24 protein-coding genes are annotated in these 22,809 nt (G+C 63.6%); 16 read left to right on the forward strand and 8 right to left on the reverse strand.

Features of this window, described 5'->3' with window-relative positions; genetic code table 11:
* Window positions 1–10: 10 nt before the first annotated feature.
* Window positions 11–1,138 (reverse strand): DNA replication/repair protein RecF, encoded by a 1,128-nt coding sequence (gene recF / locus DFO46_RS22045; protein ID WP_120279131.1) that lies wholly within the window; start codon window positions 1,136–1,138, stop codon window positions 11–13.
* Window positions 1,139–1,297: 159 nt separating this feature from the next.
* Between recF and DFO46_RS22050 the strand changes: the two genes are divergently transcribed.
* Both DFO46_RS22050 and DFO46_RS22055 read left to right on the forward strand, forming a co-directional pair.
* On the forward strand, window positions 1,298–1,585 hold the full coding sequence (locus DFO46_RS22050; RefSeq protein WP_120279092.1) for a hypothetical protein: 288 nt from the start codon (window positions 1,298–1,300) through the stop codon (window positions 1,583–1,585).
* An 85-nt stretch (window positions 1,586–1,670) separates the two neighbouring features.
* The gene (locus DFO46_RS22055; RefSeq protein ID WP_120279093.1) at window positions 1,671–1,883 is read left to right on the forward strand and encodes a SlyX family protein; all 213 of its coding nucleotides are present in this window, start codon (window positions 1,671–1,673) and stop codon (window positions 1,881–1,883) included.
* A 21-nt stretch (window positions 1,884–1,904) separates the two neighbouring features.
* Here DFO46_RS22055 and DFO46_RS22060 read toward each other — a convergent pair whose 3' ends face one another.
* A complete protein-coding gene (locus tag DFO46_RS22060) occupies window positions 1,905–2,495 on the reverse strand; it encodes a TetR/AcrR family transcriptional regulator (protein ID WP_245422690.1) in 591 nt (196 codons plus the stop codon).
* A 112-nt stretch (window positions 2,496–2,607) separates the two neighbouring features.
* Between DFO46_RS22060 and DFO46_RS22065 the strand changes: the two genes are divergently transcribed.
* The 8 genes from DFO46_RS22065 (at window position 2,608) to DFO46_RS22100 (ending at window position 10,999) form a co-directional block, all read left to right on the forward strand.
* Complete coding sequence (locus DFO46_RS22065; protein WP_110793867.1) at window positions 2,608–2,868, forward strand: hypothetical protein; 261 nt, start codon at window positions 2,608–2,610, stop codon at window positions 2,866–2,868.
* 91 nt (window positions 2,869–2,959) lie between these two features.
* Window positions 2,960–3,358 carry a hypothetical protein gene (locus DFO46_RS22070; protein WP_110793866.1) on the forward strand — a complete coding sequence of 133 codons (399 nt, stop codon included), beginning with the start codon at window positions 2,960–2,962 and terminating at the stop codon, window positions 3,356–3,358.
* A 95-nt stretch (window positions 3,359–3,453) separates the two neighbouring features.
* Window positions 3,454–4,128 (forward strand): helix-turn-helix domain-containing protein, encoded by a 675-nt coding sequence (locus DFO46_RS22075; RefSeq protein WP_120279094.1) that lies wholly within the window; start codon window positions 3,454–3,456, stop codon window positions 4,126–4,128.
* A 34-nt stretch (window positions 4,129–4,162) separates the two neighbouring features.
* Window positions 4,163–5,575 (forward strand): PepSY domain-containing protein, encoded by a 1,413-nt coding sequence (locus DFO46_RS22080; RefSeq protein WP_120279095.1) that lies wholly within the window; start codon window positions 4,163–4,165, stop codon window positions 5,573–5,575.
* A 193-nt stretch (window positions 5,576–5,768) separates the two neighbouring features.
* Entirely contained in the window at window positions 5,769–7,544 is a 1,776-nt protein-coding gene (locus tag DFO46_RS22085; RefSeq protein WP_120279096.1) for an N-acetylglutaminylglutamine amidotransferase, read from the forward strand.
* 1 nt (window position 7,545) lies between these two features.
* Complete coding sequence (gene ngg, locus DFO46_RS22090; protein WP_120279097.1) at window positions 7,546–9,354, forward strand: N-acetylglutaminylglutamine synthetase; 1,809 nt, start codon at window positions 7,546–7,548, stop codon at window positions 9,352–9,354.
* A gap of 123 nt (window positions 9,355–9,477) precedes the next feature.
* Window positions 9,478–10,452: a glutathione S-transferase family protein gene (locus tag DFO46_RS22095; RefSeq protein WP_120279098.1), complete on the forward strand. Its 975-nt coding sequence runs from the start codon at window positions 9,478–9,480 to the stop codon at window positions 10,450–10,452.
* 106 nt (window positions 10,453–10,558) lie between these two features.
* A complete protein-coding gene (locus DFO46_RS22100) occupies window positions 10,559–10,999 on the forward strand; it encodes a hypothetical protein (protein WP_245422691.1) in 441 nt (146 codons plus the stop codon).
* Window positions 11,000–11,112: 113 nt separating this feature from the next.
* Here the strand turns inward: DFO46_RS22100 and DFO46_RS22105 are convergent, their stop codons facing one another.
* Window positions 11,113–14,355 (reverse strand): DNA translocase FtsK, encoded by a 3,243-nt coding sequence (locus DFO46_RS22105; protein WP_120279099.1) that lies wholly within the window; start codon window positions 14,353–14,355, stop codon window positions 11,113–11,115.
* A 255-nt stretch (window positions 14,356–14,610) separates the two neighbouring features.
* Here DFO46_RS22105 and DFO46_RS22110 point away from each other — a divergent pair, with 255 nt between their 5' ends.
* Together DFO46_RS22110 and DFO46_RS22115 are read left to right on the forward strand one after the other, a co-directional pair.
* A complete protein-coding gene (locus DFO46_RS22110) occupies window positions 14,611–15,036 on the forward strand; it encodes a hypothetical protein (RefSeq protein ID WP_120279100.1) in 426 nt (141 codons plus the stop codon).
* A 10-nt stretch (window positions 15,037–15,046) separates the two neighbouring features.
* A complete protein-coding gene (locus DFO46_RS22115) occupies window positions 15,047–15,637 on the forward strand; it encodes a YigZ family protein (RefSeq protein WP_120279101.1) in 591 nt (196 codons plus the stop codon).
* Window positions 15,638–15,666: 29 nt separating this feature from the next.
* Here DFO46_RS22115 and DFO46_RS22120 read toward each other — a convergent pair whose 3' ends face one another.
* A complete protein-coding gene (locus DFO46_RS22120; protein ID WP_245409018.1) occupies window positions 15,667–16,476 on the reverse strand; it encodes a tetratricopeptide repeat protein in 810 nt (269 codons plus the stop codon).
* A 146-nt stretch (window positions 16,477–16,622) separates the two neighbouring features.
* Here DFO46_RS22120 and DFO46_RS22125 point away from each other — a divergent pair, with 146 nt between their 5' ends.
* From DFO46_RS22125 to DFO46_RS22140, 4 genes are all read left to right on the forward strand, one after another.
* The gene (locus DFO46_RS22125; RefSeq protein WP_110793856.1) at window positions 16,623–18,014 is read left to right on the forward strand and encodes a M17 family metallopeptidase; all 1,392 of its coding nucleotides are present in this window, start codon (window positions 16,623–16,625) and stop codon (window positions 18,012–18,014) included.
* Between the two features lie 88 nt (window positions 18,015–18,102).
* Complete coding sequence (locus DFO46_RS22130; protein ID WP_120279133.1) at window positions 18,103–18,450, forward strand: MarR family transcriptional regulator; 348 nt, start codon at window positions 18,103–18,105, stop codon at window positions 18,448–18,450.
* Between the two features lie 10 nt (window positions 18,451–18,460).
* Complete coding sequence (locus tag DFO46_RS22135; protein ID WP_120279102.1) at window positions 18,461–19,321, forward strand: NlpC/P60 family protein; 861 nt, start codon at window positions 18,461–18,463, stop codon at window positions 19,319–19,321.
* A 75-nt stretch (window positions 19,322–19,396) separates the two neighbouring features.
* Window positions 19,397–19,786, forward strand: a complete 390-nt coding sequence (locus tag DFO46_RS22140) for a hypothetical protein (protein WP_147412787.1) — start codon at window positions 19,397–19,399, stop codon at window positions 19,784–19,786.
* A 3-nt stretch (window positions 19,787–19,789) separates the two neighbouring features.
* Here DFO46_RS22140 and DFO46_RS22145 read toward each other — a convergent pair whose 3' ends face one another.
* The 4 genes from DFO46_RS22145 to DFO46_RS22160 form a co-directional block, all read right to left on the reverse strand.
* Window positions 19,790–20,005: a hypothetical protein gene (locus DFO46_RS22145; RefSeq protein ID WP_110793853.1), complete on the reverse strand. Its 216-nt coding sequence runs from the start codon at window positions 20,003–20,005 to the stop codon at window positions 19,790–19,792.
* Between the two features lie 333 nt (window positions 20,006–20,338).
* The gene (locus DFO46_RS22150) at window positions 20,339–21,031 is read right to left on the reverse strand and encodes a hypothetical protein (protein ID WP_120279104.1); all 693 of its coding nucleotides are present in this window, start codon (window positions 21,029–21,031) and stop codon (window positions 20,339–20,341) included.
* Entirely contained in the window at window positions 21,028–21,501 is a 474-nt protein-coding gene (locus DFO46_RS22155) for a hypothetical protein (RefSeq protein WP_120279105.1), read from the reverse strand. The genes DFO46_RS22150 and DFO46_RS22155 overlap by 4 nt, the downstream gene beginning before the upstream one ends.
* A gap of 49 nt (window positions 21,502–21,550) precedes the next feature.
* Window positions 21,551–22,738, reverse strand: a complete 1,188-nt coding sequence (locus DFO46_RS22160) for an integrase arm-type DNA-binding domain-containing protein (RefSeq protein WP_120279106.1) — start codon at window positions 22,736–22,738, stop codon at window positions 21,551–21,553.
* Between the last annotated feature and the right edge of the window lie 71 nt (window positions 22,739–22,809).

Raw genomic sequence — 22,809 nt, forward strand, 5'->3', positions numbered from 1 at the left:
CAAAGTAAACTCACGCATCAAGGCTGCCATCTTCCACGGTCACGATCTGCGCTCGGTCCCCGAGCGCCGAAAACATCGCGACGTCGGTGCCGGTCATGAAGGCCTGGCCCCCCAGCGCATCGATCCGGTCAAAGAGTGCTGCCCGCCGCCCCTCGTCGAGATGGGCGGCAATTTCGTCCAAGAGCAGGATCGGGGCAAATCCCGTCATCGTCGCCACCAGCCGCGCATGCGCGAGGATCAGCCCGATCAGCAGCGCCTTCTGCTCGCCGGTCGAGCAGCGCTCGGCATCCATGTTCTTCTCGATATGCCGCACGGTCAGGTCCGCCCGATGCGGCCCCTCAAGGGTCCGGCCAGCCGCCGCATCCCGGTGCCGTGATTGTGCCAGCACCTCGATATAGCGCTCCTCCAGTTCGAAGGCTGGCAGGTCGGAAAGTTCATCGAGAAATCCGGTGAGCGACAACTCTGCGGAGGGAAAGGGCGACGTCTGCCGGTCAGCCTCGATCAGCCCGGCCAGCAGCCCCAGCATCTCGCGCCGTGCCGCCGCCATGGCAACCCCGAGGGCCGCCATCTGTTGCTCGATGCCGGACAGCCAGGACGGATCGAACCGCCCCTCGGAAAGCAGCCGGTTGCGGCTGCGCATCGCCCGCTCGAAATCATTCGCCCGCCGTCCATGCGCCGGGTCGAGCGACAGCACCAGCCGGTCGAGAAACCGGCGCCGCTCGGCCGAGGGGCCGGTGAACAACCCGTCCATCGCCGGCGTCAGCCAGAGAATGCGCAGATGGTCGGTCAGATCATCGACGGTCTTGGCCGGCGACCCGTTGATCCTGAGCCGGCGAACAAGATTGCCGTCCTCGGTCGTCTCCGTACCCGTCCCGATATCCGCCTCGCCATTCATGCCGTCGACGGCAGCAAAAATCGTGAAGCTCGCCTCTGCCCCGATCCGCGGAATGTCCGACAGCACAGCCCGCCGCAGCCCCCGTCCGGGCGACAACAGCGAGATCGCCTCCATGAAATTTGTCTTGCCGGCGCCGTTCTTGCCCACAAGCACCACATGCCGGCCGTCAAGCACAAGCCCGGCCTGGGTGTAGTTGCGGAAATCGGTGAGCTTCAGCCGCTGGATCTGTGTTTTCTGGGTCATCGGTCGCATCAGTTGTCGCGTCCTGAGCTAGGCCGATTGGTCGTCCAAGGCAAGGTGGCGCGCGTTTTTCCCGCCCCTGCACCGGCTGCGACCCTTGGCGCCGTGAAGACACGGTTGCTTTCTGCTATGGTCCTCGCCTGGGGATTCCGGGAGACAACCATGCAACGACACTCCGACGACCAGACGCCGGAAGAGGCGCGGCGCGACCATTGGGAGATGCTGCGTTTCCTCGCGGTCAACGCCCTCGTTGGAGCAGGCCTCGGCCTCTCCGTCGGCCTCGCCATCCTCTGGCTCGATATCGGCGGTGACGGCACCTCGCTGTCGCGCTCGCTTCATCCTGTTCTGCCGGCCCTGATGATGGTTGTGCCGCTGGCGCTCACCTTCGCCGCCGCCGTCACCGCCTCGGCGGTAATACTCATGCCCTATCGCAAGAAGAAGCAGCGCTGAGAGGTCCTGTCGCGCGCGCGCATTTGACGCCCGGCCTGTCTTCCGGCATGGAGAGCCGACACGCAAACCCGATGGAGAGACGAAGATGGATGACGCGCAAAACGACCGCATCACGCGCCTCGAAGAGACGGTCGCCCATCAGACCCGCGTCATCGAGGAACTGTCGGACCAGCTCGCCGAGCAGTGGAAGGTGGCGGAGCAAACCCGCGCCAAGCTCGACCGGCTGACGGAACGCTTCCTCACCCTCGAGGAGCAATCGCTCGACGCGCCCGCGATCACCCGCCCGCCGCACTACTGAGCAGAGCCTTTCGGATCCTCGTCAGCGCGACATCGACGACAGCCCGCCCATCAGGGCATCGACGATCGTTTCAATCTCGCCGGGAGAGACCTCCAGCCGTCCGGTCAGCAGCCGGTTCCAGCAGAAGCCCGACAGCAACTCCATGATCGGTTCCGGGTCGAAGTCGCCGCGCACCTCGCCGCGTGCCTGTCCGCGCGCCAGGATGACGCCGCTGGACCGGCATCGCGTCACCGCATAATCGCGCAGAGCGATCAGCGCCTCCGGATCGCTTTGTGCCGCCGCGATGATAGACCGGAAGATCTCGCCGCCATTGGTTCGCCAGAAACCGAGCAGGGCTTCGAGAAAGGCGACGAGGTCCTTCCGCGTGTCGCCGGTATCGGCATAGAACGTCTCGCCCTTCTGCCGGTGGTAGACATCGAGCAGGAGTGCCGCTTTCGAGGGCCACCAGCGATAGATGGTCGGCTTCCCCGCCTTGGCGCGTCGGGCCACGGCCTCGATGGAAAAGCCGCCGAGACCGCTTTCGCGCAAGATCTCTTCTGCCGCATCGAGGATCGCCGTCTCGCTCGCCGGGTTTCGTTGCGCACCGATCGAGGTCCGTTTTGTGATATCCATCGGGGTCTTCGTCACATCTGTCGTTCTCATGATGGTCCATAACACGATTTCCTATTGAACGAAACGGCGCGTTTCAATATAAACGATACGTACCGTTCTGATGGAGCCCCCCATGTCGAATTCACCAGTTGCCCGTCCTGCACCGTCGAAACATCGGCTGGCCGCCTTGATGCTGCTTGTCATCTATCCCTTCGTCACGGCGATCCTCTACGTCCTGATGCCGCTCACGGAAGGCTGGCCCATCTGGGCGCGGACACTCGTCCTGGCGCCGGTCATGGTCAGCTCCATCGTGTATGGAATCGCGCCGACTCTCCACCGCCATCTCGGCTGGTTCATCCTCCGTCAGCCCCGCCCGGCCCGTATCCGCGCCTGAAGCCGTGTTGGTAACAGGCCTTGCGACAGTTTCGCGCGCTTGCGGCCGCCTGATCGCAATGCTATCCACTCGAAATCTATCGGGGGATAGCATGGCCGAAACGGGAATCCGGACAGGGTTTGATCGGGCGATACGCATGATCTGCGTCATCGCGCTCGTTCTGCTTGGCCTTGCCCATCGCCCGCCTGTTCCCGCCATCCCAGTGCTCGACCCCAGCGAAGTCGCGCGTCTGATCCTGCCGGATGGCACGCTTCCGGAACTCTGCCTTCCCGGCACCGATCAGGACGGCAAGTCCAAAACCCATACGGCAGCCTCCGATTGCGAAGCCTGCCGCATCTCCGCTGCCATTGCTCTGCCGGCTCCGGCGGATCTCGTCGGCATCCGTTTGCCGGTCGCCATCGCCGCCGTTCTGCCGCAGCCGGCAGAGGCGCATTACCGTCAGCTCTTCCCGCCCAATAGCGCTCCTCGCGCGCCCCCCATCCTGACCTGATCGATCAACGGCCCTGCGTCTCGCCGGGCCATCTGTCTCATCAGGCCGGGCCGCATGCGCATGACGCATGTCCGGTCGCAATCCGGATGTAAGTCATGTTGACAATGCTTGCCGAAGGCGAGGCCCGCAAGGGGCCGCCTCTTCCTGCGATGATGGGTGTTGAACGCAAATCCAGAGCGGAAAACGCTCTGCTTCCATCGCGCACCACGCTCTTTCTCGAAGGCTTCTCCCGCTCCCCGCAATACCGGGTGCTGGAAGGCTGTGTCGCCACGTCCCAGACCCTGACCGATGGCCGTCGCCAGATCATTGATCTCGTCGGTCCCGGCCGTCTGGTCGGCTTGGGTTTCGGCGATCGCAATCGCTATTCCGCCGAAACCCTGGGCCTCACCCGGCTGGAGCCGGTCGCCGAACCTCTGTCACCGGGTGATCTCGAAGCAAGCCTCGGCGAAATGCTGGCCCGCTCCCAGGCGCTTGCCATGCTGCTCGGCCGCAAGACGGCGCCCGAACGGGTTGCCTCGGCGCTTCTCGATCTCGCCGGCCAGTTCGGTCGGCCCGCCCGGCAGCAAAAACGCGGTGCCGTCACCTTCCATCTCTTTCCCACCCGCACCGATCTCGCCGATTGGCTCGGGCTGACCGTCGAAACCGTCAGCCGGTGCTTCACCCGCCTGAAGAAGGCTGGCCTCATCGATTTCCAGCACAGCGACCGGGTGACCCTGCTCGAGCCGCTGCATCTGGCCCGTGTCGCCGCCGGCGACCGTCCTTTGTCCTGAACCGTCCAACCCTTTGCCTCAAGGATCCATATTGATGTCCGTCATATCCGATGTTTCCATTCCCCCCGCCCGAACCGCTGCCGTTTCGCGGCGCTTCTACATCACCGCCTGGCGCTGGCATTTCTACGCCGGTCTCTATGTCGCGCCGTTCATGTTGATGCTTGCCGTCACCGGCCTGATCATGCTCTGGACGGCAACGATCTCGGGCCGTGATGGCGAAAAGATCTACAGTGTTGCGCCCCAGGCCAGCCTTGCCCCTGTCTCTGCCCAGGCGGAAGCGGCCTTCGGCGAGGTCGCCGGTCAGATCGTCCAGTATATCGCGCCGCGTACGGCAGAACAGGCGTCGCTCTTCCGGGTCAACCAGGGAGACGCCTCCTATATGGTCGCCGTCGACCCCTATACGGCAAAGGCGCTTGGCCACTGGGACCGTCGCAATGGCCTCTACGATCTGGCCGACAGCATCCACGGCACCCTGCTGATCGGTGATGTCGGCGACCGGCTCATCGAGATCGCCGCCGGCTTCGGGATCGTTCTCGTGATCACCGGCCTCTATCTCTGGTGGCCGCGCGATAACAGCGGCTTCGCTTCCGTGCTCGTTCCGCAGCTGTCCGCCAAGGGCCGCCAGCTGTGGAAGTCGTTGCATCTGTCGATCGGCTTCTACGTCTCGCTGATCCTCGTTGTCTTCCTGCTGTCGGGCCTCACCTGGGCCGGCATCTGGGGCGAGAAGTTCACCCAGGCCTGGAGCACCTTTCCCGCCGAGAAATGGGACAATGTCCCGCTCTCGGATCTGACCCATGCCAGCTTGAACTACAACGGCGTCAAGGAAGTGCCCTGGGCCCTGGAGCAGACCCAGATGCCGGCCTCCGGTTCGCAGGCGGGTATATCAGGCACGCCCGAAGGCCAGCCCGTCACCCTCGATGCCATCATCACGCTCGCCCGCGCGCTGGGCTTCGATCAGCGGTTCCAGCTTGGTTTCCCCGCGTCTGAAACCGGCGTGTGGAGCATCTCGCGCGACACGATGAGCAACGACAGCGCCAACCCGCTGCGTGACCGCATCGTGCATATCGACCAGTATACCGGCCGCATTCTCGCCGATGTCGGCTTTGCCGATTATGGTTTGGCCGGCAAGGCCATGGCCGCTGGCATCGCCTTCCACGAAGGGGACATGGGTCTCTGGAACCTCGTTCTGGTCACTGCCTTCTGTCTGGCGATCATCTTCCTCTCGGTCAGCGGGTTCGTCATGTGGTTCAAGCGTCGCCCGCGGGGTGCCACGCGCCTCGTCGCGCCCACGGTCAGCGAACCCGGCCCTCTCTGGAAGACCGGTGCAATCGTCATGCTGGGCGTCTCGCTGCTCTTTCCGCTGAGCGGCGCGGTCCTGGTTGCGGTCCTGCTCCTCGATCTGCTCGTCATCCGCCACATCGCACCGCTGAAGAAGACGCTGAGCTGACCGCCTAGAGAGCGCGCGCGTGAACCGGCCTTGCCCGGTTCACGCGTCCGGCGAGAAGCCGGAAGCGCAAAAAAAAGATGGAACAATGCGCACCCCCGGCCATTTGCAAAATGCGTGTCCGATGCGCCGGGGGTGAAATTCCGGCCGTCGGCACCTTTCGTTTCGTCTTTCAACGGAGGTTCCAGCCAGGCTCATGTGCGGCATTTGTGGAGAAGTAAGGTTCGATGGCGGCGCGCCGTCGGTTCAGGCAGTATCGATCATGGCGGATGTGCTCGCCCCGCGCGGACCGGATTCGTCCGGCGTCGTGGTACGCGGCAATGTCGGCCTCGGCCATCGTCGATTGCGCATCCTCGATCTCTCCGACAAGTCGCAGCAGCCGATGGTCGATCCCGATCTCGGCCTCTCGCTCGTCTTCAACGGCTGCATCTATAATTTCCGCGAATTGCGCAGCGAACTTGAGCGCCAGGGCTATCGCTTCTTCTCCGGTGGCGACACCGAAGTTATTCTGAAGGCCTGGCATGCCTGGGGCGAGGCCTGCGTCTCGCGTTTCCACGGCATGTTCGCCTTCGTCATCCACGAGCGCGACAGCGGCCGGGTGATCATGGCCCGCGACCGTTTCGGCATCAAGCCGCTCTACCTGGCCGAGGTCTCTGGCGGTCTGCGCTTCGCCTCCTCGCTTCCCGCCATCGTCAAGACGGGCGGCATCGACACCGCGATCGATACGGATGCCCTGCACACTTACATGACCTTCCACGCCGTCGTGCCACCGCCGCGCACGATCCTCAAAGGCGTGCGCAAGCTGCCGCCGGCAACGCTGCGTGTTTATGCGCGCGACGGCAGTTTTCAGGACCGCCGCTACTGGAACCCGCCCTACCAGCGCCGCGTCGAAGACCGCTCGGTCACCCGTGAGGAATGGCAGGAACGCCTGCTCGACGCCCTGCGTCTGGCCGTCAAGCGCCGCATGATCGCGGATGTGCCCGTCGGCGTCCTCCTCTCCGGTGGCGTCGATTCCAGCCTCATCGTCGGCCTGCTTGCCGAAGCCGGCCAGACCGGCCTCATGAGCTTCTCTGTCGGCTTCGAGGAAGCCAATGGCGAAAAGGGCGACGAATTCGTCTATTCCGACCTGATCGCCCGCGAATTCGCAACCGACCACCACAAGATCTTCGTGCCCTCAGCCGATCTGATGGGGGCACTGCCGGGCACCATCGCCGCCATGTCCGAACCCATGGTCTCCTACGACAATGTCGGCTTCTATCTCCTGTCGAAGGAGGTCTCGAAACACATCAAGGTCGTCCAGTCGGGGCAGGGCGCCGACGAAGTCTTTGCCGGCTATCACTGGTATCCGCCCCTCGTCGGTTCCGAAGATGTCGTCGCCGACTACGGCCGTGGCTTCCGCGACCGCTCGCACGAAACCCTGGCGACCCAGCTCAACGCGCGCTGGATCGCCGACCGCGACGTGAGCGGCGACCTCATCCGTGAGCACCTTCTCGCCGAAGGTGCCGATACCCCCGTCGACCGGGCGCTGCGTCTCGATAGCAGCGTCATGCTGGTCGACGACCCGGTCAAGCGCGTCGACAACATGACCATGGCATGGGGCCTGGAGGCTCGCGTGCCCTTCCTCGACCATGAACTGGTCGAACTCGCCGCCCGCATTCCGCCTGAGGAAAAGCTGCGCGACGGCGGCAAGGGCATCCTGAAGGACGTCGCCCGCAAGGTCATTCCAGGCGAGGTGATCGACCGCAAGAAGGGCTATTTCCCGGTGCCGCAGCTCAAATACATCGCCGGTCCCTATCTCGACATGCTGCGCGACACGCTGTCCTCCCAGGCCGCCCGCGAGCGTGGCCTCTTCCGGCAGGACTATGTCGATCGGCTGCTTGCTGCCCCCTCCGATCACATCACGCCCCTGCAGGGCTCCGAACTCTGGCAGGTCGGTCTGCTCGAAATGTGGCTCCAGGCACACGAGGTCTGAGATGAAGAATACGGACAAGCCCGCGCGGCCCGCCGCGCCTGTCACCCACAAGCCGCGCAACAGCAAGGCCCTGTCGCATCGGCTCGGCCGCCTGCGTCAGCCAGGCAGCGCCGGCACCCTGCCACAGTTTCGCCCGGCCGATGCGCCGCAACCGGGCCGCAATGTCGTGCTCGATTGCGGCTGGGGCCGCCTGCTCTTTGCCCGCACCTTCGAAGACGATGCGACCCTTCTCATCACGCTCAAGGACGAAGCCCCACGCAGCCGTGACATCGCCTTTTATGTCGGCGAACCTCATGTGCTGCTCTCCCGCGCCCCGCAGGAGATCTTCCTTGATCCGTCCCACACCTTCCGCCTCGATCTCTCCACCTACCGCCCCGGTGGCCGCCGCCCGCGTGGCATCACCATCCGGCGTCTCGGCGTCGAGGGCGATGCCGCCGGCATCAATGCCGTCTATGCCGCCTGCGGCATGGTCCAGGTCCGCGAGGATTTCTTCACCGGCGAACGCGACAACCGTCCGGTCAGCTATTTCGTTGCACAGGATGAGAAGACCGGCGAAATCGTCGGCACCGTCACCGGCATCGATCACAAGCGTCTCTTCGACGATCCTGAACAGGGCGCCTCGCTCTGGTGTCTCGCGGTTCACCCGCAGGCCCGCCAGCCGGGCATCGGCGAAGGTCTTGTGCGCACGCTGTCAGAACATTTCCAGGCCCGCGGCCTGGCTTACGTCGATCTCTCCGTTCTGCACGACAACGACAAGGCGATCGGCCTTTATGAGAAGCTCGGCTTCCGCCGCGTGCCGCTTTTTTCGGTCAAGCGCAAGAACGCCATCAACGAAAAGTTCTTCGCTCAGCCGGTCGAATCCTACGAGGCGTTGAACCCCTATGCCCGCCTGATCGTCGACGAGGCGCTGCGTCGCGGCATTCATGTCGAGGTGACCGACGCCGAAGGTGGCTTCTTCCGCCTCGCCCATGGCGGCCGCACCATCCATTGCCGCGAAAGCCTGTCGGATTTGACCTCGGCGGTTGCCATGTCGATCTGCGACGACAAGGCCGTCACCCGCCGCTTTGCCGAAGGAGCAGGGCTTGCGGTCCCCGAACAGATCTCCGCCGACGCCCCCGAAGCCGAGCGCCAGGCCTTCCTCGAAAAACACGGCAAACTGGTCGTCAAACCGGCCCGTGGTGAGCAGGGTCGCGGCATCTCCGTCGGCGTCTCAACCACCGAGGCTCTCGGCACGGCGATCAAGCAGGCCCTCCAGGTCTGCGACCGCGTCCTGCTCGAAGCCTGCTTCGAGGGCGAGGACCTGCGCCTCGTCGTCATCGACTACCGCCTCGTCGCCGCCGCCGTCCGCCGCCCGCCGCGTGTCGTCGGCGACGGCCACGCGCCGATCCGCAGGCTGATCGAGCAGCAGTCCCGCCGCCGCGCCGCCGCCACCGGCGGTGAAAGCCGCATCCCGGTCGATGTCGAAACGAAGCGTTGCCTCGCCGAACAGGGTCTCGACCTCGACACGGTGCTGGACGAGGGGCGCGAGATCACCGTTCGCAAGGCCGCCAATCTCCACACCGGCGGCACGATCCACGATGTCACCGAAAGCGTCCATCCTGATCTGGTCGACGCCGCCTGCCGGATTGCCAAAGCCATCAAGATCCCCGTCGTCGGCATCGACTTCATGGTGCGTGACCCGGCCGAGCCCGATTATGTCTTCATCGAAGCCAACGAGCGACCGGGTCTCGCCAATCACGAGCCTCAACCGACGGCAGAACGCTTCATCGAACTCCTTTTCCCAGGCAGCAGAGCCCATCCGGGCACCTGAACGCTGTTCAGCATTGTCGAACAGTTTTTCAAGAAACTTCGGATTTCGCTGAACGACCGGGAGGTGCATAATCACGGCATGAAGAGAGGCCGTGGCCCTCTCGCCGTGATGGAGAGTTTGAAAATGCTGGTGAATGGCAAATGGACGGAAGACTGGCAGCCGGTGCAGAAGGCTGACGAAAAGGGCCGTTTCGTCCGCCAGACCTCTTCCTTCCGCCACTGGATCACGCCGGATGGCGCGCCGGGCCCGACGGGCGAGGGCGGTTTTCAAGCAGAGGCCGGGCGCTATCGCCTCTATGTCGCCTATATCTGCCCCTGGGCCTCGCGCACGCTGATGGTCCGCGCCCTGAAAGGCCTTGAAGACGTCATCGCCGTCACCGTCGTCGCCCCGGCGCTGTCAAGCGAGGGCTGGCAGTTCGGCGGTTATCCCGGTGCCGATGCCGATCCGCTTTTCGGCGCCACCCATCTGCACGAACTCTATACCCGCGCCGATCCCGAATTCACCGGCCGCGCCACGGTGCCCGTGCTCTGGGACGAAAAGACCGGCACCATCGTCAACAACGAAAGCGCTGACATCGTCCGCATGCTCGATACCGCCTTCGAGGGCCTCGTGCCCTCCGATCTCCGCCTCTACTCGGAGGACCTGGCTGCAGAGATCGACGCGCTCAACCCCCGCCTCTATGACCAGTTGAACAACGGCGTCTACAAGGCCGGCTTCGCGCTGACGCAGGGCGCCTATGACGAAGCCGTCGATGGCGTCTTCGCCATGCTCGACGAACTGGAAACCCGCCTGTCCGACGGTGGCGATTTCCTCTTTGGGTCGCGCTTCACAGAAACCGATATCCGCCTCTTCGTCACGCTGATCCGCTTCGACGCCGCCTATCACGGCCTGTTCAAGACCAACCGCCACCGCATCGCTGATTACGTGGCCCTCTCCGCCTATGTGGAGCGGGTGTTGAGGCTCGACGGCGTGCGCGCCACGGTCAACATGGACCACATCACGCGCGGCTACTATTCGATCAAGACGCTGAACGCGACCGGCATCGTCCCCACCGGCCCACAGCACATCATCGATCTCCTCGCCCGTACGGTACCATGATGACAGCCCGGAGCGGGGGGCGATCATTAGCCGGCTTATGTCCGACCATGGAACCACGCGTGTCCCCGGCGGTTGTTCAAGACGACCGAACCGGAGGATACGGATCATGCACAATCCCACCAACGATAACAGCGCGAAGCCGGCCGATGACCGGACCGGCCGCCCGCTCGAAGTCGCCGTCCGTCAGACAGATGCCGCCACAACGGCGCAAGGCAACAGTCATCGACCTGAGAAGCTGAATGTCTACCGTCTGGAGCCGATCGCCGAAGCCGACGATCCCCGCTGGGACAATTCTCCCTATCAGGGCACGGTCGTCGTCGCGGCCCGCACATCCGGTGATGCCCGCATCGTCGCCTCCGGCCGGGAGCTGGACTACATGGAGATCGATGCCAAGCCCGCCGAAGACGTGACGACCACCATGGCCAGCGCCTTCCGCTCGGAAAAGCTCTATACGGTGATCGAGATCGATCGCGACAGATCGGATCTCACCCGCGGAATTCTGGAAGGCAAAATTGCGACGGATACGATCCGTCCCGTTCAGGTCTGACGGTGTCGGTAAACCGCTGAGAGGTATGTTGGCTTTCGGCACCCGCAATCGTCGATCGCCTGGCCATGAAAGAGGTCAAGGCCGAGTTCCGGCCCTGAACCGTCTTACAGCGCTCAGCCTTCGAAATCGCCTTCGGCACTGACTTCCCGCCCGCCGACGATGATCGCCCGCTTGCCCACATGGTTGGCAGCGCCCACGATGCCTTCCTGCTCCATGCGCTCCACCAGCGAGGCGGCCTTGTTGTAGCCGATCGACAGCCGGCGCTGGATATAGGAGGTCGAGCACTTCTTGTCGCGCAGCACCACCTTGACCGCCTTGTCATAGAGGTCGTTGCCGTCCTCTTCCCCCATGGCGCTCTTGTCGAACACGGCGACGTCCTCTTCCGGCTCGTCTTCCGCTTCGTCGGCGTCCTCGGTCACAGTGCCCAGATAATCCGGTCGCGCCTGCATCTTCAGATGCGCAACCACCTTTTCGACTTCCTCGTCCGAAACGAAGGGTCCGTGCACACGCGCAATGCGCCCGCCGCCGACCATATGCAGCATGTCGCCCTGGCCAAGCAGGTGTTCGGCACCCGGCTCACCCAGAATGGTGCGGCTGTCGATCTTCGACGTCACCTGGAAGGAAACACGGGTCGGGAAGTTGGCCTTGATCGTGCCGGTAATGACATCGACCGAGGGGCGCTGTGTCGCCATGATCAGGTGGATGCCCGCCGCACGCGCCATCTGCGCCAGCCGCTGGATCGCCCCTTCGATCTCCTTGCCGGCCACCATCATCAGGTCGGCCATCTCGTCGACCACGACGACGATGTAAGGCATCGGCGAAAGATCGAGTTCCTGGTCCTCATAGACGATCTCGCCGCTCTGCCGGTCAAAGCCGGTCTGCACGGAAACGGTGATCGTCTCGCCCTTTTCGCGGGCCTGCGCCGCACGCGCATTGTAGCCATCGATATTGCGCACGCCGAGGCGGCTCATCTTGCGATAGCGGTCCTCCATCTCGCGCACCGCCCATTTCAACGCCATCACGGCCTTCTTCGGATCGGTGACGACGGGGGTAAGCAGATGCGGGATGCCGTCATAAACGGAGAGCTCCAGCATCTTCGGATCGACCATGATCAGCCGGCACTCGTCCGGCCGGAACCGGTAGAGCAGCGACAGGATCATCGTGTTGATCGCGACCGACTTGCCCGAACCGGTGGTGCCGGCCACGAGCAGATGCGGCATCTTCGCAAGCTCGGCGATGACAGGCTCGCCACCAATGGTCTTGCCCAGGCAAACCGGCAGCTTGTAGCGCGTCTCGGCATAATCGGGCGTCTCGATCAGCTCGCGCAGATAGACCGTTTCGCGCACCGGGTTCGGCAGCTCGATACCGATCACATTGCGGCCGGGCACGACTGCGACACGCGCCGAAAGTGCCGACATGGAGCGCGCGATATCGTCGGAAAGGCCGATGACACGTGAGGACTTGACGCCCGGGGCCGGCTCGAATTCGTAGAGCGTGACGACGGGGCCGGGGCGCACGTCGATCACTTCGCCCTTGATGCCGAAATCTTCCAGCACGCTTTCCAGCAGCCCCGCGCTCTGCTCCAGCGCTTCGGCTGTCATCGTGACGCCTGTCTGAACCGGCGGCTGCTGCAGGAAGTCGAGATAAGGCAGCTCATATTCGCCTTCGCCCATCGCCTCCTGGGCGCGGAACAGCGGCTGGCGTGTCGAAGAAGAAGCCGTCGGGATCACGGAGCGGGCAGGGGCGGCTGCGATCGCGTCCGGGACGGCGGCAAGAGCGTCGGGAACACCGGCAGCAGGGATGGCAGCCGCAACCTGATCGGCCCCGACCTCACGCCGCGCCACCTCGCGGTAGAGCGCCACGACAGATCCCGCCGGCGCATCGAACACGGGCTTCGGCAGCGGCGCAACGGCCGGCATCGCGGTCGCCAGCGCATCGGGCCGGTAGCGCACCACCTCGGCCCTGATCGCCGCGCTGCGCGTCGGGATCATCACGGGGGCCGCAACGGGAGCCACAGGGGCCACAGGGGCCACGAGCGCAGGTGTCACGGCGACCGGCTGTGGTTGCGCGTTAACAGGGACCGCGCGCGCCATCTCGGTCTCCACTGGTGCATCGACCGGATCGATCATCGCCTCGAAGAAGATGTGGTCGGAGAGCAGCGCACTGATCGGCAGCCGCGCCGACGGCGATGCCGCAGGTGCAGTCACCGGTGCAGGCGAAGGCGCAGCAATCGGGGTCTGCGGTAAGGACGAATACGGAGCAGCGGCCGGCTGCATAAACCCGGACGAAGGCTGCGTGATGGACGGCGCCGCTGTCGGCGCCGCTGCGTGGCCGGATGTCTGCTGTGCAGCCTGCGCCGGTGTCGCCTGGGCTGGTTGCGCCATCTGCACGGGGGGCCGAAGGAATGCATTGCGAGCCATGGTCGGCCGCGCGACTGGGGCTGAAGTGGGAGCTGGCGTTGGGGCTGGCGTTGCAACCATCCCCGACGGCGCTGCGCCGGTCGCTTGCACCGTCGCATGGTTCTGCAAGGGCGGCCGGCCGGCAACAACCTGTCCGGTCGTCACCTGTGCGGAAGCTACCGGCCCCGAAGCAGCCGGAACTGTCGAAGCCTGCCTCGCATGTCCCACCGCAGCCGATGTCGTTGTCGCCATCACCGTGCGCATGCCCTGCACCAGCGGCGCCGGTTGGGCGACCGTCGGCGGCGGCGCGACGGGCCGCGTCGGGTCCTCGGCCATGGAGGCTTCCCAGGCGGCCTGTTCGGCCTGCTGGCGCGCCAGTTCACGGCGCAGCTTGTAGGTCAGCGCCCGGGCGCCCACGGCGTCCGGCGGCTGCGGCAATGTCACGGAGGCCGGCACGCGCGGCTGGTGTTGCTGCTGCAGCGGCTGGCTGGCAATCGGAGGTCTGGCCGAAGCGGCAACCGGCTGCTGCGGAGCGCCGGTGCGCGGCAGGCCATAGGGCGACGCCGGGCGCTGTTCGGTCTGTGGGTTTTGCCGCGGAGCGTGAGCTGTCGGAACCGGGGACTGCGGAACGCGTGTTGTCGGAACAGAAGCCTGCGGCTGGGCCACCGGGGCACGTGAAACTTGCGGCGCAGCCGGTGCCGGTGCACTCATCGGCTCGATCGTCTCTGGCTTGGCAGGCGTCCGATCAGGGGTCCGGGTAAAGCGCACATTGGGACCCAGAACGAAAGCACTCTGCCAGACGGGCTGCTCTTCGCGCCCCTCGATCTGGTTGGCCGCCATCTGGTCGGCACCCGCCGGCCGAGCGGCCTGCTGGCCCTGCGGGGTCTGGGCGCTGCCCCCGTTTTGATCCCCGAACTGGCTGGCCTGGAAAGCGGAATTGGAACGGGGAGGATGCATCGAAAACCTGAACGCTGACGAGATACGGGAACGCGGATGACAAGCCTTTTCAGTAGAAAATAAAGGTTAACGACTGCTTGTCGTCCATTCGAAAATTCTGATGCGCGCCGTCCCGAAAAACCGTTGTGAGGGTGCCCGATCCCGCTGTTGTGGCTGGCGAATTCGTGTCCGCGGAAGAAGCGCACGAAGCCCAAGTTTTTTTCTCGCACCCGTCCCTTGGGCAGGTTATGGACGGGTGCGAACAGAAAGCCGGACATGTCGAAGAAAGCCAAGCCAACCCCGCTGACGAAACTCTTGAAAGCCTGGACCGGCGCCTCGCCCGAGGAGCGCCAGGCCTTTCTCGATCTCGTCACCGCCGGAGTGCGCGCGAAGGGCGAGCAGGAGCATCCCGCGCCGGCAAGGTCCCCCGAATCGCCGACCCCCGATCCGGTGTCGGCCGACCCGGAAATCCTGATCGCCAATGGCCGCTATCTCCTACCCTCCACCATCGCCCGCATCGAGGCGGTCATGCGGACCCGCAATCTGGCGCCAACCGCGATCATGGCCGAACTCGGTTTTTCCCCGCGCGACACCTCGCTGACCCGCGCGCTTGCCATGAAGGCAGCCCTGCGACTTTCGGTGATCGCGGAACTCGCCCTCTGGCTGCGCGCCAACGAGGCCGCAGCCGTGCCGGAAGAGTGAGGACACGCCCATGGCGTTCACGCTGAACGCGCCCGTCGAACACGAGCAGGACATCAAGAAAAGCCGCTTCATCGCCTATGCGGCCCCGATCGCGTCGGAAGAGGAAGCCAAGGCCTTCCTCGCCGAAAAGTCCGATCCTTCGGCCACCCACAATTGCTGGGCCTGGCGGCTCGGCCAGGCCTACCGCTTCTCCGATGATGGAGAGCCCTCGGGCACGGCCGGCAAACCCATTCTCCAGGCGATCGACGGACAGGAGCTGGATGGCGTGGTGGTGCTGGTCATCCGCTTCTTCGGCGGCATCCTGCTTGGCAGTGGCGGGTTGATGCGCGCCTACGGCGGAACGACCGCCCAGGCTCTGAGACTCGGGACCAAAACCGAGATTATCCCGCTCGTCACCGGCGATCTCGCCTGCAGCTTCTCGGATCTGGCGCTGTTGAAGGCCCGCCTCCAGGCGATCCCGCATCTGTCCCTGGTCGAACATTTCGAAGCGGAAGGCGTGCGTTTCGATGTCACGCTGAAGCGCGGCGACGAAGCGACCGTGCAGCGTTTGGTCCAGGACCTGACCAGCGGCCGCTCACACCTGCGTTTCCCCGATCCCTGACCGCCGGCGCCCCTTAGATGGGAGTGGCCTCAACCGTTCTTCTTCTTGGATTTGTCTTCGGAAGCCAGTTGCTGCCAGGAATTCTGCTGGGACAGCATGCCGCGCAGATATTGCAGGTTGGCGGCCGCCTGTTGCGGGTTGAGTTCCTGCGCGGCCATCTGCTCGGCCTCCTGGAACCGCCCCTGCAGTCCGATCACCAGCGCCAGGTTCTGCCGCACGCGGCTATCCGCGCCCGGCTGCTGCTGCGCCTGCCTGAGATAGGTCTCGGCCGTTTTGAGGTCGCCGGTCAGCACATAGGACATGCCGAGATTGGAAAGCACGCTCGGGTCGTTCGGCTGGATCTGTAGCGCCATCCGGTAGCGTCCACGCGCCTCGTCGGAACGGCCCAGCTGGTCGAGCACGGCCCCTTCTGCCGAATAGAGCCGCCAGTCCGGACGATCCGGTGTCTGTGCCCGGTTGATCGTGCCGAGCGCCTTGTCCAGCTGGCCGGCCGCAGCCTGCGCCTTGCCCAGCGCCGCCAGCACCTCGCGATCGGTCGGGTTGGCAATCGCCACCTGCTGCATGACGGCCAGCGCCTGGGCATTCCGTCCCTGCATCATCAGCACATTGGCATAGGAAAGCCCGATGCTGCGGTCCTTCGGCTTGCGGTCATAGGCCTGGCCCATGCTGTCTGCCGCGCGTGCCAGTTCCGGCTCGCTCATGCTGTCGACCGCCTTGTTCATCGTCGGGATCGATCCCGTGGTCAGCCTGTCGCGGCTCGTCGAGCATCCCGATGTCGCAAGCACTGCCAGAACGAGACCGGCGGTGGCAAGGATCTGCAGACGTCTATGCTGTGTCATGTGCCGGGTGAGCATGGCGTTTCGCTCCGAATATCGTGTCTTCGCCGGCGTCGAAGCGCGGCGTAATCTCCGCTCAAGCAATAATCTGTTAACCCTAACGGAGTGTTAATCGACCCATCGCGATTCCCCTCCAGAAAGCTCCTGCCATGCCCCCGTTCCAGTATATCGAAAGACCGACCCCCTTCAGCACCAAGGGCGGCAAGACCCTGCCGGTCTTCGCGGTCACGCCCGCCCATGTCGAAACGGGCACGCTCGATCCGCTGGCACTCGATTGGGCGAAAAAGGCCGGCTTCAAGGCCGAGGCCGGGTCGCTTCTGCTGATCCCGACGGAAGACGGCCATCTCGGCGGGGCTCTGCTCGGCCTGGGCTCGAACCCGTCGGAAAACCCCTTTCTCACCGGCAAGCTGGCCCGCCTTCTGCCCGCCGGTGAATGGCACATCGAAACCGCGCCGCTCACTGCAAACCGCCTGCTGCTCGGCTATGGTCTCGGCGCCTACAGCTTCGACCGCTACCGTTCGGAACGCGTCACCGAGCCGCGCCTGCTCATCCCGCAGGATGCCGATGCCGCCGATATCAAGCGTCAGATCGCAGGCGCCTATCTCGCCCGCGACCTGATCAACACCCCCGCCAATGACATGAGCCCGGCCGATATCGAAGACGCGGTCCGTCGCCTCGCTGCCCATTACAAGGCCGAGGTCACCACGATCGTCGGCGAAGAGCTTCTCGCGCAGAACTTCCCGCTGATCCATGCCGTCGGCCGCGCCTCGACCGTCGCACCACGCCTGATCGAGATGCGCTGGGGCAAGAAGGGTCACCCCAAGCTGACGCTGGTCGGCAAGGGCGTGAGCTTCGACACCGGCGGCCTCGACATCAAGCCGTCCGCCTCCATGCTGCTGATGAAGAAGGACATGGGCGGTGCCGCCAATGTGCTCGGCCTCGCCTTGATGATCATGGATGCCAAGCTCAAGGTCGATCTCCACGTCGTCATCCCCGCCGTCGAAAACGCCATCTCAGGCAACGCCTTCCGCCCGGGTGACGTCTACAGGAGCCGCAAGGGCCTGACGGTCCAGATCGACAACACCGATGCCGAGGGCCGGCTGATCCTTGCCGATGCGTTGGCCTATGCCGATGCCGAAGCCCCCGATCTCCTGATCGACATGGCAACCTTGACCGGCGCCGCCCGTGTTGCGCTCGGCCCCGATCTGCCGCCCTTCTTCACCGATGACGAAGACCTCGCCCACGACATTGCCGATGCCGCGCTCGAAGTCGACGATCCCCTGTGGCGTCTGCCGCTGCACAAGGGCTACGAGCGCATGCTGAAAGCCCAGATCGCCGATCTCACCAATGCGCCGGCCGGCGGCATGGCCGGGGCCATCACGGCTGCCCTCTTCCTCAAGCGTTTTGTCTCGCCGGGTCGTGCCTGGGCGCATTTCGACATCTTCGGTTGGGCCCAGTCGGAGCGCGCCCATGGCCCTGCCGGCGGCGAAGCCCAGGCCATCCGCGCCCTCTATCGCCTGTTGCAGCGCCGCTGGGCTTGAGCCCCCTTGCACAATCGTTCCTTTGCCGGAATGATGGCGTCATAGGCCGGGGGCGCTCAAAGCCCCGGCCATGACGCGGGATCTCCAGATGGCCCTTGAACTGACGGCAACCCAGGCGCTTGGCCTCTGGCACAGGGTGACCCTGGAACAGGTCCAGCATGACGGACCTGACCTCACCATGCGCCAGCTCGCCGTGCTGCTCGAAATCTATCTGGTGCCGCCGCCACACACCGTGCGCGGCCTTGCCGCCACATTGCAGGTCACCAAGCCGGTCATCACCCGCGCGCTCGACACTCTCGGCGAAATGGGCCTGGTTGATCGTATCAGAGATGCGCTCGACCGCCGCAGCGTCATCGTCAAGCGCACCGTCGGCGGTGCGCTTTTCCTCGAAAAATTCGGCGATCGCATCATCGCCAAGGGCCGCACGCTCGGCTGATGGAGACGAAATGACCACACTCGACCGCCGCCTTCATGCCTTCCGCCCCGATCTCGCCGATGCCGCCCTCCAGGGTCAGGTCCAGGCGACACGCTTCGTCACCCAGGAGCCCGCCCGCATCGTTCTTCCGGTGGTCGATCTGCATCCGACGCCCGATATGACCGCCGGCATCGACACCCAGCTGCTGCTCGGCGAAGCGGTCAGCGTCTTCGAGCGGGCAGGGGGCATCGCCTGGGTCCAGGCCGTGGCCGACGGTTATGTCGGTTACCTGCCCGAGGCAGCGCTCGGCGCCCCCGAAGCGACGACCCATGTCGTCTGCGTTCCGCGCACCTTCCTTTATCCGGGCGCGGACTTGCGTTTTCCCCGCCGCGACACCCTCTCCATGGGAAGCCGCGTCACTGTGGTCGGCGAGGCGGAAACCCGCGGCACCCGCTATGGCCTGCTCGCCGATGGCAGTGCGCTCATCCTGCGCCATCTGCGCCCGCTGACAGATTCACCGGCAGAAGACTTCGTCTCGGTCGCAGCGCTCTTTCTCGAAACCCCCTATCTCTGGGGCGGCAAGTCCGGCCTCGGCATCGATTGCTCCGGACTCGTCCAGCTCTCGATGACCATGGCGGGCCTGAAGGTGCCCCGTGACAGCGACATGCAGGCGGCAGGCCTGGGAACGCCCATCACCCGCGAAGAGCTTCAGCGCGGTGATCTCGTCTTCTGGAAAGGCCATGCCGCGATCATGGAGGACGAGGAAATGATGATTCATGCCAACGGCCATACCATGACGGTGGCCCGCGAAACGCTCGCTGATGCCATCGAGCGCATCGGCTGGCTCTACGGCACACCCACCGGCTATCGCCGCCCCGTCGCCGAAACGTGAACTGAAGGTTCTTGGGTCTGCGCCGAAACATCCCTATATCGGGATCAGTCTAGACGTCAGAAGCGGAACTCCGCCATGCCAATGCCTGTTTCCCCTCGGCAAACCACCCGCCCCATGCGGCTGCTCGCCATGGCGCTCATCCTGCCGTTGGCGCTGCCCTTGGCTGGCGCGTCACCTGCCTTTGCGGCTGAGAATGGCATCGCCTGGAGCAAGGCAGGCTCTGAAACCTTCCACGATTTGCCCGGCGTGAAGCCGCAGCCGGCCGATCCGCTTGCGGATGGGTATTCCTGCGCGACCGCGACCGCCATGCCGTCGCTTGGCGGAAGAAGCCGCAGCCTGCGCGATTCATTGCCCTATACGGTCTATCGCTGCGAAAAGGACGGGGTCATCTACCAAGGCACGCAGCCGCCGATGCGCGGGCGCATGTGGTATCCGGGCGTGAACCCCCGCAACATCGACGGATGACGCTCAGCCTTCGCTGCCGAGCAAGCCGTCGAACACTTCCAGAAGCGCGTCGCTGATCGCCGCACCCAGCTTGTGGCCGGCCTCGCGCAGACCTTCTTCGTCCATGTCGCGGGCCGCCAGGGCGAGCGCGGTCCCCTCCTGCGAGACGATTTCCTTGGCCCGTTCGATGGCCCAGAGGGCGAACTCGCTGCGGGTCTCGATGGCGACCGTGTCTTCCATGAAGCATCCTTTGCTGGGGTATTGGGCCACCTGCGAAACGCAGGAGAATGGGCGCCGGGCATGAACGGGCAGGCTTCCCGCTATCCGTGAAAAAGGCAACAAAAAAGCCCGGCGAACCGGGCTTTTTATGATGCTTTCAGTTCAAGGCAAGGCCTTGTTCTGAAAGGAAATTGGTGCCAGAAGAGCACCCGCACTCTCCAACCAAGTCCTTGATTTATATATGTCTACTCTCGGTCAATCAGCGTCTGTACCAACAAAAGCACCAACAAATCGAAAGCCGTCACGGCGTTCCGAGCTCAACTGCTCGACAAATTGAGCTTATCCCCAAAAAAGTCAGAGTGGCTTTCGGATTGCCGCGTCAATTCTGCTGAATTCCTTACCCTCGATCATCAGGAAGAGGCAAGAGCCCTCGGAGCGATCTGCCCAGAGATCACCGACCAATCGCTTTTCCTTGGCGTCGTCAGCTGTGACAATATGCGAGCCCTTGTATTCTACCACCAGATAGCGTCCGTCCGTGAGCAGGGCCACGAAGTCAGGATAGAACTTGTCCGTTGCCGTCTGTAGCCAGAACGAGTTTGGCTGCTGAGACGTGTTCCTAACCCAGGCCTTCACCTCCGGCAGGCGCTCCAGATAAACAGCGCATTCGTGTTCCTCGCCCGACGGCTCCAGGTCGCCGATCACGCGAAACAGGTGTTTCCTGAAATCTGTGCGTCCCTTGTAGGGCTCGCGATAGCCATAGCGGCTTTCCTCAAATGTGAGTTCGAGGTTGGCGCTCGTCTGGAATTCCAAGCCGCTTTGCGGAATGAGCGCCATTTGAAAGGCTTGTGTTTCCCGCCCGTCCCGGTGCTTGGCAATCACCTTCACCAGTGCTTCAACGATCCGGAACTTTGCCCGCGCCAAAGCTTCAAGCGGCATGCAGGTTTGTGCCGTGATGTGGTCGAGCGCCTTGGAGATGAAGAGCGTAGAAGAAACGCGTGTGATATCCCGTCGGGCGGTGAAGGGAAGACGCCGGTCGAGCCAGTTCACAAGTGCATTCTTCGTCCAGGAGTATTAGCTTTTCGGATGATCTCCATTGTGAACCTATCCCAATCGTATTCGGGCGGCCGTCCACCACGATTGATCGGTGGATCGGGAAGCGGGAGGCTTGCCGGCGTGAATTGAATGGAAGGAACCTGCCCCTCCTTGTCGAAAGGCAGCAATGTGTCGAAAAGGAAGGCCGGAAATAGGTTCTTCTGGCGAGCGAATGCCTCCAGGGAAGCTCTGGTTACCAAAGACTTGGAGTGCTCTCCGATCATAGCGAGGCCATTTGTCGAAGTATCTGCCGGCATTTCTTTGGTGACGATCGCGGCAGACAGCATTTGCTTAACCGCGAGAATCTCTGAGCGGTTCAAGCTATTTACCGGCGATAGCTTTGCCGGATCTGTACCGCACCACAAAGCGGCAGCTTGTTCGACGGTGAACACGTCCACGTGCATCCAGTGGGAAACTTCAGACATATCGCAACTCCACGGGGAACGCCTATGTTCTTTAGCGATTCCTACGGGATCACGTCTGCCGTGTTTCGTCCAGATATGTCGCCCACCATCCCGCCATTTTCACCCGTTCATCCCAGTATAGTGCTCGGTGATATGCCTTGCGAACCTCGTCTGCGCCGACATGAGCCAATTCGGCTTCGATAGCGTCTGGGGACCACTTGCCGCTTTCGTTCAGCAATGAGGAAGCACTTGCCCGGAAGCCGTGGGCCGTCGCTTCTTGTTGGGAAAAGCCCATGCGCCGGAGCGCGCTGTTCATTGTGTTCTCGCTCATGGTTCGGGTGCGTGATGTGACTGCAGGAAACATCAATTTTCCGTCCCCCGTCAAAGTGTGCAGTTCTTTAAGTATGGCCAAGGCTTGGGCGCTTAGTGGCTTGCGGTGCTCGCGCCGCATCTTCATGCGCGATGCGGGCAACGTCCAAACGGCCTTGTCGAAATCTATCTCGCTCCACGTCGCTTGGCGCAGTTCGCCGGGTCTGGGATAAAGCAACGCCATCAACTGCAGCGCGAGACGCGTTTCCGGCATGCCCTCATAGGCCCAAATCGAGCGAAGCAATCCGCCAAACGTTTTCTTGTCGGTGATGGCGGCACGATGCGTGACAACAGGCGCAGTCAAAGCACCTTTAAGGCCGAAGGTCGGGTCGTTGTCGGTTCTGGCCGTAGCGATGGCATAGCGGAAGATCTGCCCAATCGTCGAACGGACACGTCGTGCGGTCTCGTAGTTGCCCTTGGCTTCAATCCTTCGCAACGGGACGAGGACTTCGGAGGCAGTGATTTCCGAAATCGGCCGTGCGCCGATATCTGCCATGGCAAGACCAAGCAACCACTCCTTCTTGTTTTGGGTGGTCTCGGCCTTTCCCTCCTTTGCAATCTTCTCAAGAAACTCCTCGGTAACGGCTTTGAACGTCAACGCATTGCTACTTCGCTTGGCTATCCGCTCCAGCTTGGCATGTTGAGACGGGTTGATGCCCTTGGCCAGCAGCGCCTTTACGTTCTCCCGCTCCCGGCGCGCATCCGCGAGTGTTACTGCCGGGTACGAACCTAAGGCCAATGTCTGTTGCTTGCCATCGAAGCGATAGGACAGGCGCCAAAGCTTTGAGCCTTTGGGAGAGACCAGAACGTGCAGCCCGCCACCGTCGCTGTGTTTTGTCGGCTTCTCTGTTGGTTTTAGTCCCTTTAGGGCCGTGTCAGTGAGCGCCATGTTGGTATCCAGCCGAAAACTGTTGGCATCGGGCCAAGCCGCTGTTGGCATTATTTGCCGAACACCAACGA

It is taken from the genome of Rhizobium sp. AG855, from assembly GCF_003610655.1.
GTDB classification, from domain to species: domain Bacteria; phylum Pseudomonadota; class Alphaproteobacteria; order Rhizobiales; family Rhizobiaceae; genus Allorhizobium; species Allorhizobium wuzhouense.